The 16,906-nt window shown below is 65.8% G+C and carries 16 protein-coding genes; 7 read left to right on the top strand and 9 right to left on the bottom strand.

The annotated features are described in order from the left end of the window. Positions 1 to 11 precede the first annotated feature (11 nt). Complete coding sequence (ppsR, locus tag AC0N04_RS14695; RefSeq protein WP_474282926.1) at positions 12 to 836, bottom strand: posphoenolpyruvate synthetase regulatory kinase/phosphorylase PpsR; 825 nt, start codon at positions 834 to 836, stop codon at positions 12 to 14. A gap of 250 nt (positions 837 to 1,086) precedes the next feature. Here ppsR and ppsA point away from each other — a divergent pair, with 250 nt between their 5' ends. The 7 genes from ppsA (at position 1,087) to AC0N04_RS14660 (ending at position 7,886) form a co-directional block, all read left to right on the top strand. Then, positions 1,087 to 3,486, top strand: coding sequence for a phosphoenolpyruvate synthase (ppsA, locus tag AC0N04_RS14690; RefSeq protein WP_474282924.1), 2,400 nt, complete (start codon positions 1,087 to 1,089; stop codon positions 3,484 to 3,486). 108 nt (positions 3,487 to 3,594) lie between these two features. Next, positions 3,595 to 3,957 carry a 30S ribosomal protein S6 gene (gene rpsF, locus AC0N04_RS14685; protein ID WP_474282922.1) on the top strand — a complete coding sequence of 121 codons (363 nt, stop codon included), beginning with the start codon at positions 3,595 to 3,597 and terminating at the stop codon, positions 3,955 to 3,957. Positions 3,958 to 3,994: 37 nt separating this feature from the next. Next, positions 3,995 to 4,297: a primosomal replication protein N gene (gene priB, locus AC0N04_RS14680; protein ID WP_474282920.1), complete on the top strand. Its 303-nt coding sequence runs from the start codon at positions 3,995 to 3,997 to the stop codon at positions 4,295 to 4,297. Between the two features lie 34 nt (positions 4,298 to 4,331). Beyond that, entirely contained in the window at positions 4,332 to 4,616 is a 285-nt protein-coding gene (gene rpsR, locus AC0N04_RS14675) for a 30S ribosomal protein S18 (protein WP_474282918.1), read from the top strand. A 12-nt stretch (positions 4,617 to 4,628) separates the two neighbouring features. Next, complete coding sequence (gene rplI, locus AC0N04_RS14670) at positions 4,629 to 5,081, top strand: 50S ribosomal protein L9 (protein WP_474282916.1); 453 nt, start codon at positions 4,629 to 4,631, stop codon at positions 5,079 to 5,081. Between the two features lie 146 nt (positions 5,082 to 5,227). Beyond that, positions 5,228 to 6,649, top strand: a complete 1,422-nt coding sequence (gene dnaB, locus AC0N04_RS14665) for a replicative DNA helicase (protein ID WP_474282914.1) — start codon at positions 5,228 to 5,230, stop codon at positions 6,647 to 6,649. 130 nt (positions 6,650 to 6,779) lie between these two features. Further along, a complete protein-coding gene (locus AC0N04_RS14660; protein ID WP_474282912.1) occupies positions 6,780 to 7,886 on the top strand; it encodes a PA0069 family radical SAM protein in 1,107 nt (368 codons plus the stop codon). Between the two features lie 6 nt (positions 7,887 to 7,892). On the opposite strand, the gene AC0N04_RS14655 is transcribed toward AC0N04_RS14660, so the two are convergent. The 8 genes from AC0N04_RS14655 to AC0N04_RS14620 all read right to left on the bottom strand — a co-directional run bounded on the left by AC0N04_RS14655 (position 7,893) and on the right by AC0N04_RS14620 (position 16,903). Further along, on the bottom strand, positions 7,893 to 8,504 hold the full coding sequence (locus AC0N04_RS14655) for a histidine kinase (protein WP_474282910.1): 612 nt from the start codon (positions 8,502 to 8,504) through the stop codon (positions 7,893 to 7,895). Between the two features lie 12 nt (positions 8,505 to 8,516). After that, positions 8,517 to 10,163, bottom strand: coding sequence for a tetratricopeptide repeat protein (locus AC0N04_RS14650; RefSeq protein WP_474282908.1), 1,647 nt, complete (start codon positions 10,161 to 10,163; stop codon positions 8,517 to 8,519). A gap of 209 nt (positions 10,164 to 10,372) precedes the next feature. After that, complete coding sequence (gene dnaJ / locus AC0N04_RS14645; protein WP_474282906.1) at positions 10,373 to 11,524, bottom strand: molecular chaperone DnaJ; 1,152 nt, start codon at positions 11,522 to 11,524, stop codon at positions 10,373 to 10,375. 116 nt (positions 11,525 to 11,640) lie between these two features. Further along, positions 11,641 to 13,575 (bottom strand): molecular chaperone DnaK, encoded by a 1,935-nt coding sequence (gene dnaK / locus AC0N04_RS14640; protein WP_474282904.1) that lies wholly within the window; start codon positions 13,573 to 13,575, stop codon positions 11,641 to 11,643. A 97-nt stretch (positions 13,576 to 13,672) separates the two neighbouring features. Further along, positions 13,673 to 14,209, bottom strand: a complete 537-nt coding sequence (gene grpE / locus AC0N04_RS14635) for a nucleotide exchange factor GrpE (protein ID WP_474282902.1) — start codon at positions 14,207 to 14,209, stop codon at positions 13,673 to 13,675. Between the two features lie 130 nt (positions 14,210 to 14,339). After that, the gene (locus AC0N04_RS14630; protein ID WP_474282900.1) at positions 14,340 to 14,786 is read right to left on the bottom strand and encodes an RNA-binding S4 domain-containing protein; all 447 of its coding nucleotides are present in this window, start codon (positions 14,784 to 14,786) and stop codon (positions 14,340 to 14,342) included. Positions 14,787 to 14,790: 4 nt separating this feature from the next. Continuing rightward, positions 14,791 to 15,903: a ferrochelatase gene (hemH, locus tag AC0N04_RS14625; protein ID WP_474282898.1), complete on the bottom strand. Its 1,113-nt coding sequence runs from the start codon at positions 15,901 to 15,903 to the stop codon at positions 14,791 to 14,793. Between the two features lie 70 nt (positions 15,904 to 15,973). Next, a complete protein-coding gene (locus tag AC0N04_RS14620) occupies positions 15,974 to 16,903 on the bottom strand; it encodes an adenylate/guanylate cyclase domain-containing protein (RefSeq protein ID WP_474282896.1) in 930 nt (309 codons plus the stop codon). Between the last annotated feature and the right edge of the window lie 3 nt (positions 16,904 to 16,906).

Here is a 16,906-nt window from a genome sequence, read left to right as displayed (position 1 = left end):
CGCCGTCCGCCTCAGTAGATCAGGCGGTCCGGGCGGATGTCGCGCAAGATGGTGGTCGCGATTTCCTCGATCGACTTGTGGGTCGAGCTGAGCCACGAAATGCCGCTGCGCTTCATCATGCTTTCGGCCTCGTGCACCTCGTGGCGGCAGTTCTCGATCGAGGCGTACCGGCTGTCAGGGCGGCGTTCGTTGCGGATCTGGCTCAGGCGCGCGGGGTCGATGGTCAGCCCGAAGCATTTGCGCTTGTGCGGCGACAGGGTCGACGGCAGGTGGCCTCGCTCGAAGTCTTCCGGGATCAGCGGGTAATTGGCCGCCTTGATGCCGTGCTGCATCGCCAGATAGAGCGAGGTCGGCGTCTTGCCGCTGCGGCTGACGCCGACCAGGATCACGTCCGCGGCTTCCAGGTTCTTGGCGGATTGGCCATCGTCGTGGGCGAGCGAGAAGTTGATCGCCTCGATGCGGTCGTGATATTCCTCGCTCTTGGCCGCGTCCGAGAAGCGGCCGACCCGGTGGTTCGACTTCAGGCCGAACTCTTCTTCCAGGGGCTCGACGAAGGACTTGAACATGTCCAGCACCAAGGCCTTGCAGGACGCGTCCGTCAGGACCTCGCGAACCGCCGTGTTGGCCAGCGTGATGAAGACGATCGGCCGCCGGCCTTCGGCCTCGGCCGTGGCGTTGATCTCGGACACCACGCGGTCGGCCTTCTCCAGGGTGTCGATGAAAGGCCGCCGCACGTGCCTGGGTTTGGCCGAAAACTGGGCCAGGATGGAGTTGCCGAAGGTTTCGGCGGTGATACCGGTGCCGTCCGAAACAAAGAATACGGTGCGATTGGGCATGGGGACTCGCCAGGGCGCTCAGAGTGGAATTTTCAGCACGGCTTTGCGGAGACAAAGTCCTGTCGATGATAGGCAATCCGTCCGTAGAATGCGGACCATTGCGTCTTCTTTTCGCCCGCCGACAAGATTTGTCCGGGCTCCGCTCCATGTCTTCGCGCTGCCCACCACTCGAATTCCAATGCAGGGCAGCGCAGGCAAGGGCTGCGGCAAGGGTGACGCCACCGGATTTTTGTCATCAAGGAGCTTTCCCATGTCTGCAACCCATCTGGCGGCCGCCCTGGTCGTCCCGTTTGAACAACTGAGAATGACCGACGTCGAGGTCGTTGGCGGCAAGAATGCCAGCCTCGGCGAGATGATCAGTCAATTGGCCGCCTCGGGCGTGCGGGTGCCCGGTGGCTTCGCCACCACGGCCCACGCCTTCCGTGAGTTCCTGAGTCATGGCGGTCTGACGGACAAGATCAACGCCCGCCTCGACGCGCTGGACACCGACGATGTTCGGGCGCTGGCCGAAGCCGGTGCGGAGATCCGGCAATGGCTGATCGATGCGCCGTTCCCGCCGGCACTGGACGCCGCGGTGCGTGCCGAATATGCCCGCGTGGCGGGCGATGCGCCCGATGCCACGTGGGCGGTGCGCTCGTCCGCCACGGCGGAAGACCTGCCGGACGCCTCGTTCGCCGGTCAGCAGGAGACCTTTCTCAATGTGCATGGCATCGACGAGGTGCTGCACAAGATGAAGGAGGTCTTCGCCTCGCTCTACAACGACCGGGCCATCAGCTACCGCGTGCACAAGGGCTTCACCCATGCCGAGGTGGCCTTGTCGGCCGGCGTGCAGCGCATGGTCCGCTCGGATGTCGGTGCGGCGGGCGTGATGTTCACGATCGACACCGAGTCGGGCTTCAAGGACGTGGTGTTCATCACCTCCAGCTATGGCCTGGGCGAGACGGTGGTGCAGGGCGCCGTCAACCCCGACGAGTTCTACGTGCACAAGCCGGCGCTGGAGGCGGGCAAGTTCCCGGTCATCCGGCGCAGCCTGGGCTCCAAGCTGATTCGCATGGAGTTCGCCTCGCCCGAAGAAAAGGCGGCCAGCGGCAAGCTGGTGCGCACCGTCGACACGCCGCCCGAGCAGCGCAACCGCTACTCGCTGAACGACGCCGACGTGGTCGAACTGGCCCGATATGCGCTGGTCATCGAGAAGCACTATGGCCGGCCGATGGACATCGAATGGGGCAAGGATGGCGTCGACGGCAAGCTCTACATCCTTCAGGCACGGCCGGAAACGGTCCGCAGCCAGGCCGAGGGGCAGGTCGAGCATCGCTACAAGCTGAAGGGCCACAGCACCGTGCTGGCCGAAGGGCGTGCGATCGGCCAGAAGATCGGCACCGGTCCGGTCCGGCTGGTCAGTTCGATCGCCGAGATGGACCGGGTCCAGCCGGGTGACGTGTTGGTCACCGACATGACCGATCCGAACTGGGAGCCGGTGATGAAGCGCGCCAGCGCCATCGTCACCAACCGCGGTGGACGCACCTGCCACGCCGCCATCATCGCGCGTGAGCTGGGGATTCCGGCGGTGGTCGGCTGTGGCGATGCCACCGACAAGCTGGTGGATGGCCAACTGGTGACCGTCGTGTGCTCGGAGGGCGATACCGGCTTCGTCTACGACGGCTTGCTGGAGACCGAGGTCAGCGAGGTGGCGCGCGGCGAGATGCCGTATTGCCCGGTGAAGATCATGATGAACGTCGGCAACCCGCAGCTGGCCTTCAATTTCGCGCAGATCCCGAACTCCGGCGTCGGTCTGGCGCGACTGGAGTTCATCATCAACAACAACATCGGCGTCCACCCCAAGGCCATCCTCGACTATCCGAATGTCGACCCGGACCTGAAAAAGGCAGTGGAATCGGTGGCCCGTGGCCACGCGTCGCCACGGGCCTTCTACGTCGACAAGGTGGCCGAGGGCGTGGCCACCATCGCCGCCGCGTTCTGGCCCAAGCCGGTCATCGTCCGCTTGTCGGACTTCAAGTCCAACGAGTACAAGAAGCTGATCGGCGGCTCGCGCTACGAGCCCGACGAAGAAAATCCGATGCTGGGTTTCCGCGGCGCCTCGCGCTATATCAGCGGCGAGTTCACCGACGCCTTCGGCATGGAGTGCGAGGCCCTGAAGCGCGTTCGCAACGACATGGGGCTGACCAACGTCGAGATCATGGTCCCCTTCGTGCGCACGGTGCGCCAGGCCGAACGGGTCGAAGCCTTGCTGGCGGCCCGCGGCCTGAAGCGGGGCCAGGACGGATTGCGGCTGATCATGATGTGCGAGGTGCCCAGCAACGCCTTGCTCGCCGACCAGTTCCTGGCGCATTTCGACGGCATGTCGATCGGCTCCAACGACCTGACCCAGCTGACGCTGGGGCTGGATCGCGATTCGGGGCTGGAGCAGTTGGCGGCAGACTTCGACGAACGCGATCCGGCCGTCAAGGCCTTGATCTCGCGTGCCATCGCAGCCTGCCGCGCGACGGGCAAGTACATCGGCATCTGCGGCCAGGGCCCCAGCGATCATCCGGACTTCGCCGAGTGGCTGGCGGCCGAGGGCATCGTCTCGATCTCGTTGAATCCGGATTCCGTCATCGAGACCTGGACGCGGTTGGCAGCCAAGCGCTGATACACCGACGTTCGGGCGAGTCCTGCTATAATTTTCGATTCCCCTTGCCGCACCTGCATCGCTGACGCGCAGGGCGGCTTCCGATTTTGGAATCCCAAAGGAGTATTCATGCGTCACTATGAAATCGTTCTGCTGATCCATCCGGATCAAAGCGAACAGGTTCCGGCCATGCTGGAGCGCTACAAGACCCTGATCACCAATGGCGGTGGCAAGGTCCATCGGGTGGAAGACTGGGGCCGCCGTCAGCTGGCCTACATGATCCAGAAGCTCGCCAAGGCCCACTACCTGTGCCTGAACATCGAGTGCTCCAGCGCCGTGCTGGGCGAACTCGAGACCGGCTTCCGGTTCAACGACGCCGTGCTGCGTCACCTGACCGTCAAGGTGGACAAGGCCGAAACCGGCCCGTCCGTCATGATGAAGTCGGTCGAAAAGGAAGAGGCCCGCAAGGCCGCCCAGGAGACCACGGCCTGAGTTACGAGGGTTCAGCCCGGCCTGACGGGGCGTTGCGATGAACCGCTTGGTTCTTGCTGCCCAGATGGTCGAGCGTGGTGCGATGCGTTACACCCCCGCCGGCTTGCCGGCCCTGGACTTGAAGCTCAAGCACGAGTCCGAGGTCAGCGAAGACGGCCTGCCGCGCAAGGTCTCCCTGGAGATCAAGGCGGTGGCGATCGGGGCCGTCACCAAGACCGCCAACGCGTTGGCGCTCGGAACACCGTGCAGCTTTGCCGGATTCCTGGCCGCCACCCGCAATGGCAAGGGTCTTGTGTTTCACGTCAACGAGATCGTGCCGACCGAACCCGCATCTGTTTGATCACCGGATTCGCTATTTTTCAGAGGTCATAGACATGCCCCCGCCCAAGTCAAGATTTTCCAAGGACCGCCGTCCCAAGCGCAACCAGCAATCGCTGCTGTTCCGCCGCAAGAAGTTCTGCCGCTTCACCGTCACCGGCGTCGAGCACATCGACTACAAGGACGTGGATCTGCTGCGCGATTTCATCGGTGAAAACGGCAAGATCACGCCCGCCCGCCTGACCGGCACGCGCGCCTTCTTCCAGCGTCAGCTCACCACGGCCATCAAGCGCTCGCGCTTCCTGGCGATGCTGCCGTACAGCGACATGCACCGCGTCTAAGGAGCCACCACCATGCAAATCATCCTGCTGGACAAAGTGGCGAACCTGGGCAACCTGGGCGACATCGTCAAGGTCAAGGACGGCTACGCCCGCAACTTCCTGATCCCGACCAAGCGCGCCCGCCGCGCCACCGAGGCCGCGATCAAGGAATTCGAAGTTCGCCGCGCCGAACTCGAGAAGGTGGCCGCCGAGAAGTTGGCCGCTGCCACAGCTGTGGGCGAGAAGCTCGCCGGCCTGACGGTCACGGTCAGCCAGAAGGCGGGCGTCGACGGCCGCCTGTTCGGTTCGGTCACGAACCACGACGTGGCGGACGCGCTGGCCAAGCAAGGCTTCCAGATCGCGAAGGCTCAGGTGCGCATGCCGCACGGCCCGCTGAAGGCCGTGGGCGAGTTCCCGGTCAGCGTCGCGGCCCACACCGACGTGGTGGTCGAGATCACCGTCAAGGTGGTGGGCGAGACCGACTGATCGTCGCGATCCCTCGTCACTGAACAAGGCCGGTTCTCGAACCGGCCTTTGTCATTCTGGCGTGGCGTGGATCTTCACCGTCATTCCCCGCGAAATCCACAGGCTTGTCCACAGCTCCGCGGAGGCCTGGACCCTATCATTCCCAGATGTCCACGATCTTCGACGCCCACGATCCGCGCAGTGCTCCCCGAGACGAGGAGGTCGCACGCCTGCGCGTCCCGCCGCACTCGATCGAAGCCGAGCAAAGCGTGCTGGGCGGCCTGATGCTGGACAACGGTGCCTGGGACCGTGCCGCCGACGTGCTGAAGGAGGACGACTTCTACCGTTACGAGCACCGCATGATCTTCGGTGCGGTCGGTACGCTGATCGGTCAGTCCAAGCCCGCCGACGTGATCACCGTCTTCGAGCAGCTGCAGAACCTGGGCAAGGCGGCCGAATGCGGTGGGCTGGCCTATCTCAACGCGCTGGCGCAAAGCGTGCCCAGCGCAGCGAATCTGCGCCGCTATGCCGAGATCGTCCGCGAGCGGGCGATCCTGCGCAAGCTGATCGCCGCCAGCGACGACATCGCCACCCAGGCCTTCAATCCGCAGGGCAAGCAGGTCTCGCAGATCCTGGACGAGGCCGAAGGCAAGATCTTCAAGATCGGCGAGGAAGGGCAGCGCACCAAACAGGGTTTCCAGGGCATGGACACCCTGGTGATGCAGTTGATCGACCGCGTCACGGAGCTGGCCGAGAACGGCGCCGAGGACGTCACCGGCGTGCGCACCGGTTTCTTCGAACTCGACCGGATGACGGCCGGTCTGCAGGGCGGCGATCTGATCATCCTCGCCGCTCGGCCCTCGATGGGCAAAACCGCCTTCGCGCTGAACATCGCCGAGAACGTGGCGGTGAACGAAGGCCTGCCGGTGGTGGTGTTCTCGATGGAAATGGGCGCCTCGCAACTGGCGTTGCGGATGGTGGGCTCGCTCGGCCGGATCGACCAATCCGGCCTGCGCACCGGCAAGCTGCGCGACGACGATTGGGGGCGGCTGACCGAGGCGGTGGACAAGCTGTCGAAGTCGTCGATCTACATCGACGAGACCCCGGCGCTGAACCCGGCCGAACTGCGCGCCCGGGCGCGGCGCCAGGCACGCCAATGCGGCAAGCTCGGCCTGATCGTGATCGACTACCTGCAGTTGATGAGCGGCAGCGGCAATGCGTCGGGCGAGAACCGTGCGACCGAGATTTCGGAGATCTCGCGTGGCTTGAAGGCGCTGGCCAAGGAACTGAACTGCCCGGTGATCGCGCTGTCGCAGCTCAACCGAAGCGTCGAGACGCGCACCGACAAGCGGCCGATGATGAGCGATCTGCGCGAGTCGGGCGCCATCGAGCAGGACGCCGACGTCATCATGTTCATCTATCGCGACGACTACTACAACCGCGAAGACTCCAAGGTGCCGGGGACCGCCGAGATCATCATCGGCAAACAGCGTAACGGCCCGGTGGGTGCGTTGCACCTGGCCTTCCTGAAACCGCTGACCCGGTTCGACAACCTGGCGCCGGATGCCCATATGGGCGGTGAATACTGAGGGCTCCTGATCCGGCCGTGTCTCGGCGGTCCGGCCTCCGACAGGGCAAGGTGTCGTCGCTTGCGGAGGATAGCGAACTGTATGAAAATACAGTATGCCTTGCCTCCCCCTCACGTCGCCTTCCGGATCCATGACGGCTCCCGCGGAGGCGTTGCGGGGACGCGGCACGAGTTGGGTCATCCCCCATCGATTCAGCGTTGACCAGCGCGAGGCGGTGGATGACGGCTGGGGCGGTGTCCAACAGGAGGTCCGGTCCTCATCGCTGTCGACGGGGACCCAGGTGATCGAAGAACGGGTCGCCTCGATCGTCAGCGGCAACGATTCGCCCGACATCCGCTTCGATCTCTCGATCAACCCGTACCGGGGCTGCGAGCACGGCTGCATCTACTGCTACGCGCGGCCGACCCACAGCTATCTGAACCTGTCGCCCGGACTGGATTTCGAGACCCGGATCGTCGCCAAGATCAATGCGGCCGAGCGCTTGCGCGACACGCTGGCGCGCGCGAGCTACGTGCCGAAGTCGCTCAACATCGGATCGGTGACCGATGCGTACCAGCCGATTGAACGGCGTTTGCGCATCACCCGCGGTGTGATCGAGGTGTTGGCGGGTTGCCGACACGCGTTTTCCATCATCACCAAGTCGGCGGGTGTCGAGCGCGACCTGGACCTGATCGCGCCGATGGCCAGGGAGGGCATGGCGCAGGTGTTCATTTCGCTGACCACGCTGGACCCCGCGCTGGCCCGTATCCTGGAGCCGAGGGCGACATCGCCGGCGCGGCGGCTGCAGACCATCCGCACGCTGTCCGATGCCGGCGTGCCGGTGGGGGTGAGCGTGTCGCCGGTGATTCCGTTCATCAACGAGCCCGAGATCGAGCGCATCCTTGCCGCCGCGGCGCAGGCCGGCGCGAGCAGCGCCTTTTCCATCGTGTTGCGCCTGCCCTGGGAAGTGAACCCCTTGTTCCAGCAGTGGCTGGAGCAGCACTTTCCCGATCGCGCGCGTCGCGTGATGGCGCGCATCCGCGACCTGCGGCAGGGCAAGGACAACGATGCCCGGTTCGGGACGCGCATGACCGGCCAAGGCGTCTGGGCCGATCTGATCCGTCAGCGGTTCGCGACCAGCACGCGGCGCCTGGGTTTGCACACCGATCGGCCAGCCCTCGACCTGACTCGTTTTCGGCCGCCGCGGCGCCAGCCGGTGGCCGGTGGTCCGGCAGACGCCCAGATCAGTCTGTTCTAGCCGGAATCAGGCCAGCCAGAGCTCGAAGCGGGCGCCGCCACCCGGGCGCGGCAACAGCCGGGCCCGGCCCTGCCGCGGGCCGCAGTGGTGGGCATGGCCAACGGCCTCGCACAGTGCCGTGCCCAGGCCGGTGGCATGGAGGGCCTGCGGGTCGACCGCCCCCGGACCGGGGCCGTCATCGTCGATGCGAAGAACCAGAAAACCGTCCAGTTCCAGCGCCTGCAGCGTGATCGTCTTCTGCGCGAAGCGGCCCGCATTGTGCAAGGCGGCATCCAGCGCCAGGCGAACCAGGCGGGCGTCGAAATACCAGAACGCAGGCGCGGCTTCGAGGCCGACCGCTTCCAAGTGGAGGTCGGGGTGCAACACCCGGCCGCGCTCGAGCAAGCTCAACAGCAACGCCAAAGGGGATTCGTCGCTCGCATGGACGCGCAATTCGGCGTCCGGGCCGTACAGGGTCAGAAACTGAATGAAGCGCTGGCGCAACTCGGCGCATTGGCGATGGGCGCTGGCCGCTGCGGCGGTTTCGGCTCGGGTCGCCAACGTCGCCAGGGTGGCTTCCAGTGCACCGAGTTCATTCTTCAGGTCGTGCACCACGAGTGCCATCAGGGCCGGACTCATGGCGTGCCGTCCTCACGCCGCAGCGCTGCTGGGGCGGCTCAGGGCCCCCAGCGTCTCGCGGAAATAGCGTTGCATCTGGGTGACCCGGTCATTGGCCGGCATCAGTTTTTCAAGACGGGTCAGGTAGAGCTGCACCCGCTCGACCACCGTGGCGTTGAGCGCCTTTTTCAGCCGCAGCGACAGGCAGTTCATCTGCGCCGCCTGAAGCAGCACGCCGGTGTTTTCGGGGTAGTCCTGCACAGCGGCCTCGATCGTCGCCAGCGCCTCGTCGATGCGGCTGTCACGGAACAAGGCTTTGGCCTCCTTCACCCGCGATTCCAGCCCGGCCGCGGCGGCATCGATGACCTGCGCCATCTTGTCCTCGTGCCCGGTGTCGCGCAGCGCCTTGCCGATCAACTGACGAACCCTCGGGTTCTCGTGGTCGGCACTGACCGCCTTCTCGAGCAGCGCCAACCCGGCTGCTTCATGCCCGGTGACCAGTTCCGCCTTGGCCAGCGCGATGGTGCCGAAGTCGGCCTTGGCCTTGCGCATGGTCTCGCGGGCGCGGCGCAAGGTCTGCTGGGCGCCATCGGCGTCGCCGGCGATGGCCTGGGCCTGGGCGCGGATCGCCAACGACACCTGTTCGAATTGCGGGTTGTTGCGATGGGCGCTCGGACCATCGCCCAACAGGGCCAGCGCTTCGTTGGTCTCGTGCCGGTCGACCAGGGTCTGGGCCAGGCTGAGCGTGTCCTGGGCCTGCGCCGTCACCGAATTGCCCGTGCTCTTGGTGACCTTGAGAAAGCTTTCCTTGGCGGTGTCGAGGTCGCCGTTGCGGTAGGCGCTTTCACCGACCAGCCGGTGGCGGCGCGCCGACGGCACCACGGTGGCCGCATCGCGCAGCACCCAAAGCGCCCCTTCGGGATCGCCCTGAGCCTCCAGCGCCTCGGCCATCACGTCGTAGGCGGCCACATGCTTGTCGCCGTCCTTCGAGTGGATGATGTCGTTGGCGATCATCTTGGCCTCCTCGAACTGGCCGGCGGCCTTGTGGGCCCGCGCCAAGCCCAGTTGGGCCCAGATCAGGTCGGACCGGGCCTCGAGCGCCTGTCGGTAGACCGCTTTGGCGTCCTCGTGACGGCCCAGTTGCAGCAGGGTCTGGCCTTTCAACTGCAGGGCCTGCATGAACCAGCGATCCTTGCGGGCCAGCAAGGCGTCGCATTCGCTCACCGCGCCGGCCAGATCGCCTCGGCGCTGGCATTGGCTGACGCGCTGCAGCACCTGCCGCTTCTCCAGCATGAGTTTCAGGCGGTCACCGATGTCGACCGCGGTGATCGGCTTGAGCAGGTAGGCGTCGGGTTTGTGTTCGGTGGCCGACGCGACCGAGCCGTAGCCGCTCTCGGCCGTGATCATGAAGAACAGGCAGTCGGCAGGCAACAGGTCGAGGTCGCGCAGGTGTTCAAAAAGCTGCTGGCCGTCGGTTCGATGGTTCAGGTTGTAGTCGCACAGGATCAGCCCGTAGGGGCGGCTGCGGATCAGGCGCAGGGCGTCGTCGGCGGTGGTGGCCGAATCGATCTTGCCGATGCCCAGAGACGTCAACTGGCCGCGCAAGGTGGTCTGCTGCACCGACATGTCGTCGATGATCAGGGCATGCAGGCTCGAATAGGGGGTCTGGATGATGGCCATGGGCACTCGTCTGCGGCTGAATTGCAGGGCATTGACGTGCCGACAGGGGAATGGCGGCACGGCAACTCAGGGCATTCGCCAGCCAAGTTGCTGCCGGCGGTTGTCTTCACCACAGTTTCGGCCGATCTGCCCAAAGCTTGAGCAGCGCCCCAAAGAGCGCAGGCCCACGCACGGGTGGGCCTGCTGATTTCGAGACCGGCGGGACGCGCTTACTTGAACAAATCCTTGACCCGGTCCGTCCAGCTCTTGGCATTGGGCGAATGCTTGTCACCGCCCTTCTTGAGCGATTCGTCGAGCTCCTTCAGCAGCTTGCGCTGATGCTCGGTCAGCTTGACCGGGGTCTCCACGGTGACATGGCAGTACAGGTCGCCCGGATAGGTCGAACGGATGCCCTTGATGCCCTTGCCGCGCAGGCGGAAGGTCTTGCCATGCTGGGTTCCCTCGGGCAACTCGATCTCCAGCTTGCTGGTCAAGGTCGGCACTTCGATCGATCCGCCCAGTGCCGCCGTGACCATGCCGACCGGGATGGTGCAGTGCAGGTCGTCGCCATCGCGCTCGAAGATGTCGTGCTGCTTGATGCGGATCTCGATGTACAGGTCGCCGGGCGGCCCACCATTGGTGCCGGGCTCGCCGTTGCCGGCCGAGCGGATGCGCATGCCTTCGTTGATGCCGGCCGGAATCTTGACCTCCAGCGTCTTCTGGCGCTTGATCTTGCCGGCGCCGCCGCAGGTGGTGCAGGGCTCGGGGATGATCTTGCCCGTGCCCTGGCAGTGCGGGCAGCTCTGCTGGATGCTGAAGAAGCCCTGGCGCATGTGCACGGTGCCGCTGCCGTTGCAGGTGCCACAGGTCTTGGCCTTGGTGCCGGGCTTGGCGCCGCTGCCGCCGCAGGTGTCGCAGGCGTCCCAGCTGGGAATGCGGATCTGGCTGTCCTTGCCCAGTGCGGCTTCTTCGAGCGTGATCTCCATCGCGTAGCTGAGGTCGCTGCCGCGATAGATCTGCTGGCCGCCACCGCCACGGCGACCGCCGCCGCCGTTCTGGCCGCCGAAGATGTCGCCGAAGATGTCGCCGAAGGCCTCGGCGAAGCCGCCGAACCCCTCGGCGCCGGGGCCGCCGCGCATTCCCGCATTCGGGTCCACGCCGGCATGGCCGTGCTGATCGTAGGCCGCCCGCTTGTTCGCATCGGACAGCATCTCGTAGGCCTCTTTGGCCTCCTTGAACCGCTCCTCGGCCGCCTTGCTTCCGTCACCCTGGTTGCGGTCCGGGTGGTGCTTCATGGCCAGCTTGCGGTAGGCCTTCTTGATGTCGTCCTCGGAGGCGTTCTTGGGAACGCCGAGGATCTCGTAATAGTCGCGCTTTGCCATGGAATCTCTCGAGCTCGTGAAGCAAAACCGCCGCGCTGAGAGGTTGAACGGATCCAACCCCCCGAGCGCGGCGCGTCATCACGGCGGCATGGGGTGCCCGCCGTGACGCAGGAAGATCACTTCTTGACTTCCTTGAATTCGGCGTCGACCACGTTGTCGTCGGCCGGTCCGGCTTCCGGCGCTGCGCTGGCGGCACTCTCGGCGCCGGCAGCGCCCGCCGCGGCGGCTTGCTGTTCGGCGTAGAGCTTCTCGCCCAGCTTCTGGCTGGCGGTCATCAGGGCTTCGGTCTTGGCATCGATGGTGGCCTTGTCCTCGCCCTTGATCGCCTCTTCAGCGTCCTTCAGCGCGGCCTCGATCTTTTCCTTCTCGCCGGCCTCCAGCTTGTCACCATGCTCGCTCAGGCTCTTCTTGACCGAGTGGATCATCGCGTCGGCCTGGTTGCGGGCCTGGACCAGTTCCAGCTTCTTGGCGTCTTCGGCAGCGTTGAGCTCCGCGTCCTTGACCATCTTCTGGATCTCGTCTTCCGACAGACCTGAGTTGGCCTTGATCGTGATCTTGTTTTCCTTGCCGGTGCCCTTGTCCTTGGCGCCCACGTGCAGGATGCCATTGGCGTCGATGTCGAAGCTCACCTCGATCTGCGGCAGGCCGCGCGGGGCCGGCGGGATGCCTTCGAGGTTGAACTCGCCCAGGCTCTTGTTGCCCACGGCCAGTTCACGCTCGCCCTGGTAGACCTTGATGGTGACGGCCGGCTGGTTGTCGTCGGCCGTCGAGAACACCTGCGAGAACTTGGTCGGGATCGTGGTGTTCTTCTTGATCATCTTGGTCATCACGCCGCCCAGGGTCTCGATGCCCAGCGACAGCGGGGTGACGTCCAGCAGCAGCACGTCCTTGCGCTCGCCGCCCAGCACCTGGCCCTGGATGGCCGCACCGACGGCGACCGCTTCGTCAGGGTTGACGTCCTTGCGCGGCTCCTTGCCGAACAACTCCTTGACCTTCTCCTGCACCTTGGGCATGCGGGTCATGCCGCCGACCAGGATCACGTCGTCGATGTCGCTGACCTTGACGCCGGCATCCTTGATGGCGGTGTGGCAGGGGGCCATCGTGCGCTCGATCAACTCGTCGACCAGGCTTTCCAGCTTGGCGCGGGTCAGCTTGATGTTCAGGTGCTTCGGCCCCGAGGCGTCGGCCGTGATGTAGGGCAGGTTGACGTCGGTCTGCGTGCTGTTCGAGAGTTCGATCTTGGCCTTTTCGGCCGCTTCCTTCAGGCGCTGCAGGGCCAGCACGTCCTTGGTCAGGTCGACGCCTTGCTCCTTCTTGAACTCGGTGACGATGTAGTCGATCACGCGCTGGTCGAAGTCTTCGCCGCCCAGGAAGGTGTCGCCGTTGGTCGACAGCACTTCGAACTGCTTTTCGCCGTCGACATCGGCGATCTCGATGATGGAGATGTCGAAGGTGCCGCCACCCAGGTCGAACACGGCGATCTTGCGGTCGCCCTTGCCGTGCTTGTCCAGGCCGAAGGCCAGGGCCGCGGCGGTGGGCTCGTTGATGATGCGCTTGACGTCCAGGCCGGCGATGCGGCCAGCGTCCTTGGTCGCCTGGCGCTGGCTGTCGTTGAAGTAGGCCGGGACGGTGATGACGGCTTCGGTCACTTCTTCGCCCAGGTAGTCCTCGGCGGTCTTCTTCATCTTGCGCAGCACTTCGGCGCTGACCTGCGGCGGCGCGAGCTTCTTGCCGCGCACCTCGATCCAGGCATCGCCATTGTCGGCAGCAGCGATCGTGTAGGGCATCAGGTCGATGTCCTTCTGCACTTCCTTCTCGGTGAACTTGCGGCCGATCAGGCGCTTGGCGGCGTACACGGTGTTGCGCGGGTTGGTGACGGCCTGGCGCTTGGCCGAGGCGCCGACCAGCACTTCGCCGTCTTCCTGGTACGCAATGATGGACGGCGTGGTGCGTGCACCTTCCGAGTTCTCGATCACCTTGGTGGTGTTGCCTTCCATGATGGCCACGCACGAGTTGGTGGTGCCGAGGTCAATACCAATGATTTTTCCCATGTTCGTATGCTCCTGAAGGAATGTCCGGTTGTTCTGGATTTGGTTGTGTTTCAGGGGGTTTCAAGGCCTTGTGCCGCACGAAACCGCCTGGAACCGATCATTTGGGGGCGGCGACGGTGACCAGCGCCGGGCGCAGCACCCGCTCGGCGATCAGGTAGCCCTTTTGCAGCACGGCCACCACGGTGTTGGCGTCCTGATCGGCGGGCACCATGCTGATGGCCTGGTGCTGGTGCGGGTCGAAGCGCGTGCCGGCGGGCGGATTGATCTCCAGCACCTTGTTGCGCTCCAGTGCCTGGGCCAGCTGGCGCAGTGTGATGTGCACGCCTTCGAGCACCTTTTCCACCGGGGCGTCGGGCAGCGCGATCGCCGCTTCCAGGCTGTCCTTCACCGGCAGCAGCGCCTCGGCGAAGGATTCCAGAGAAAACTTGCGCGCCTTGCTGATTTCCTCGTCGGCACGGCGGCGGATGTTCTCGCCTTCGGCCTTGGCCCGCAGGTAGGCGTCCGAGACCTCGGCGTGGCGGGCTTCCAGATCCGCCAGGCGGGCCTCCAGCGTGGCCGAAGCGTCCGCTGCGGCGGTGTCGTTTGACGGGGTGTCCGTGGGCTGCGGGGGCGTGTTCGGGTCGTTCTGGCTCATGGGATGGTCTGGTTGGCGTGCCGGCCTGTTCCGGCATCGGCCGGCACTTGGGGCTCGCGGTGGTGATTTCAAGAGGGGGCGCCGAATTTGTGTCGATCCCGCACGCAGCGCTGCGCGCGGCGACACGGCCTCAGTCGTCGGCGCTGGCGCTCCAACGGTTCCAGTCGGCCCATTGCCGGCGGTCGCGCTTGGTGGGGCGACCCTGTTCGAGCGTCTGGGCGGGCTCCACGCCCTGGCGCCGTGCCTCGCGCGCCTGCTCGCGAGCTGCCAGGCTCTCCGGTGTCTCCTGGTAGAGCTGTTGCGCCTGAGGCGCCGGACCGCGCACGTCGCTCAGCAGCAGCACGCGCAGCACCCGCGGCGGGTGGCCGGGCTCGCGAAGGCTCAAGGTGTCGCCGACACGCACCTCGCGCGCCGGCTTGACGGACTGGCCGTTGATCTCGATGCGGTGCTTGCCGATCGCATCGACCGCCAGCGCACGGGTCTTGAACAGCCGCGCGGCCCACAGCCATTTGTCCAGGCGGACCGGGCCGGCGGCCACGCGTGGACCGCCCGCCGGCAGGTTCTCGGAGGCGCTCACCGTGTCAGACCGGCGCGCCCATCGCGAGGGCTCGCTGACGGCTGGCCGAGCGTTCGGCCGGGGGCAGGGCGGTGACGGGCCAACCGGCCAGATGTTTCAGCACGAGGCGGGTCAGCGCTTCGAGGCCCTCGGGCGAATCGTTGAGACAGGCGATGTAGTGGAAAGCCTTGCCGCCGGCGCCCAGAAAAGCCTCGCGACCTTCCATGTTGATCTCTTCCAGCGTCTCCAGGCAATCGGCGGAGAAACCGGGGCAGATCACGTCGACCCGCTCCACGCCGGCCGCCGCCAGGGCCTTGAGCGTCGGTTCGGTCGAGGGCTCCAGCCACTTGGCCTTGCCGAAACGGCTCTGAAAGCTGACCCGGTAGTCCTGCGGTCCCAGACCCAAGGCCTCGGCGAGCAGGCGCGCCGTCTTGTGGCATTGGCAGTGGTAGGGGTCGCCCAGATGCAAGGTGCGCGCCGGCATGCCGTGAAAGCTCATCAGCAGCACACCGGCGCGGCCTTCGCGCGCCCAGTGGCTGCGCACGCTGCCGGCCAAGGCCGCGATGTGGTCCGGGTCGTCGTGGTACTGATGAATGAAGCGCAGCTCCGGCACGAACCGGGCCCGGGTGCCCCAGGCCGCGACGGCGTCAAAACTGCTGGCCGTGGTGGCGCCCGAATACTGCGGGTAGGCCGGCAGCACCAGCACGCGCGTGACGCCCTGGGCCCGAAACGCATCCAGCGCCGATGCGATCGAGGGTCGCCCGTAGCGCATTGCCGGCAGCACGCGCACCGCGGCGCCTTGCTCGATCAGGCGCTGCTGCAGGCCCTGCGCCTGACGGCGCATCCACACCAGCAGCGGCGAGCCCTCGGTCATCCAGACTTTGGCGTACTTGGCGGCGGACTTGGAGGGCCGGACCCGCAGGATGATGCCGTGGAGGATGAGCTGCCACAGCGCCGCCGGAATTTCGACCACCCGGGGATCGCTGAGGAATTCCGCGAGATAGCGCCGCAGTGCGGCCGGGGTCGGAGCGTCGGGCGTGCCCAGGTTGACCAGCAGCACGCCAGTGAGGCTGAGGTCGACCGCGGCGGCATCGGCATGGCCGGCGTGGGAGAAGGCTGGTTCAGGGCGAAAGCGCATGCGATCCATCAAAAGGGGATTTGGCCACCACCGCTGCAACGGAGCGGGTCAGAGGTCGTCTGGGTGCTGTTCACGGGCTACCCGCCAACACGGTGAATTCAACGATTGGCGTCTTGGGATTCTCGGGCGATCCTCCCAATCCCAGCCAACCGCTGCCATGCAGGGTGCATGCGCCGCGGCGCAAGCTGAGGACTTCGTCGTCGCCCGCGAACCGGACGAAGCTGCCATTGATGCTCAGGTCGGTGAGCTGCAGCGCGCCGCCCATCATGTCGATCCGGGCGTGGGCGCGCGAGACGCGGTTGTCGTCGATTCGCAGCGTCGCCGTGACGCTGCGGCCGAGCACCACCGGCAACTGGTCACGTCCGAATTCGCTGGTTTCGTGGTTCCAGACCAGGCGGATCCCGCTGGGCTCGGTCAGCGCGACACGGGATTCCAACTGGGTGACGGCCGTGTCCGCATCGCGGCCCGCCAACAAGTACACGTCGCACGGTTCGGCGCGTCCGCGCAGGTGGACCTTGTCCAGATGGCGGAAGCGGGTCCGCGCTTCCCAGGGCAAGTCGTCGAAGACCTCGCGGCTGATCAGCGTCTCGTTGTCGCCGGCATGGTCGAGCAGCCGGGCAGCGACATTGACCGCGTCGCCGAAGCAGTCGCCCCCCACCTCGACCACCTCGCCGGCGGCGATGGCCACCTGGAGCTGCAGGCGCGCGACCGCCTCGGCTTCGTGATCATGTCCGGTCGGTGCCCAGGCCGTGTCCTGCAGCAGGGCTTCGTGCATCGCGACCGAGGCCATGACTGCCGAGCGCACGTTGGGGAACACCGCCATCAAGCCATCGCCCAGCGTCTTGACCAATTGCCCTCCGGCAGCCGGAACCCGGCGCGCCAGGGCCGTGATCGAGCGCGTGACCAGCGTCGTCGCCTGCGCGTTGCCCAGTGTTTCGTAGAGAGCGGTGCTGCCGCGCAGATCGGCGAACAGGACGACGCGACGCTTGATGGTGGCCATGCG

Source organism: Ideonella sp. sgz306126 (genome assembly GCF_056032705.1).
The sequence above is the reverse complement of the archived record's forward strand: the minus strand, read 5'-3'. Positions and strand labels throughout refer to the sequence as shown.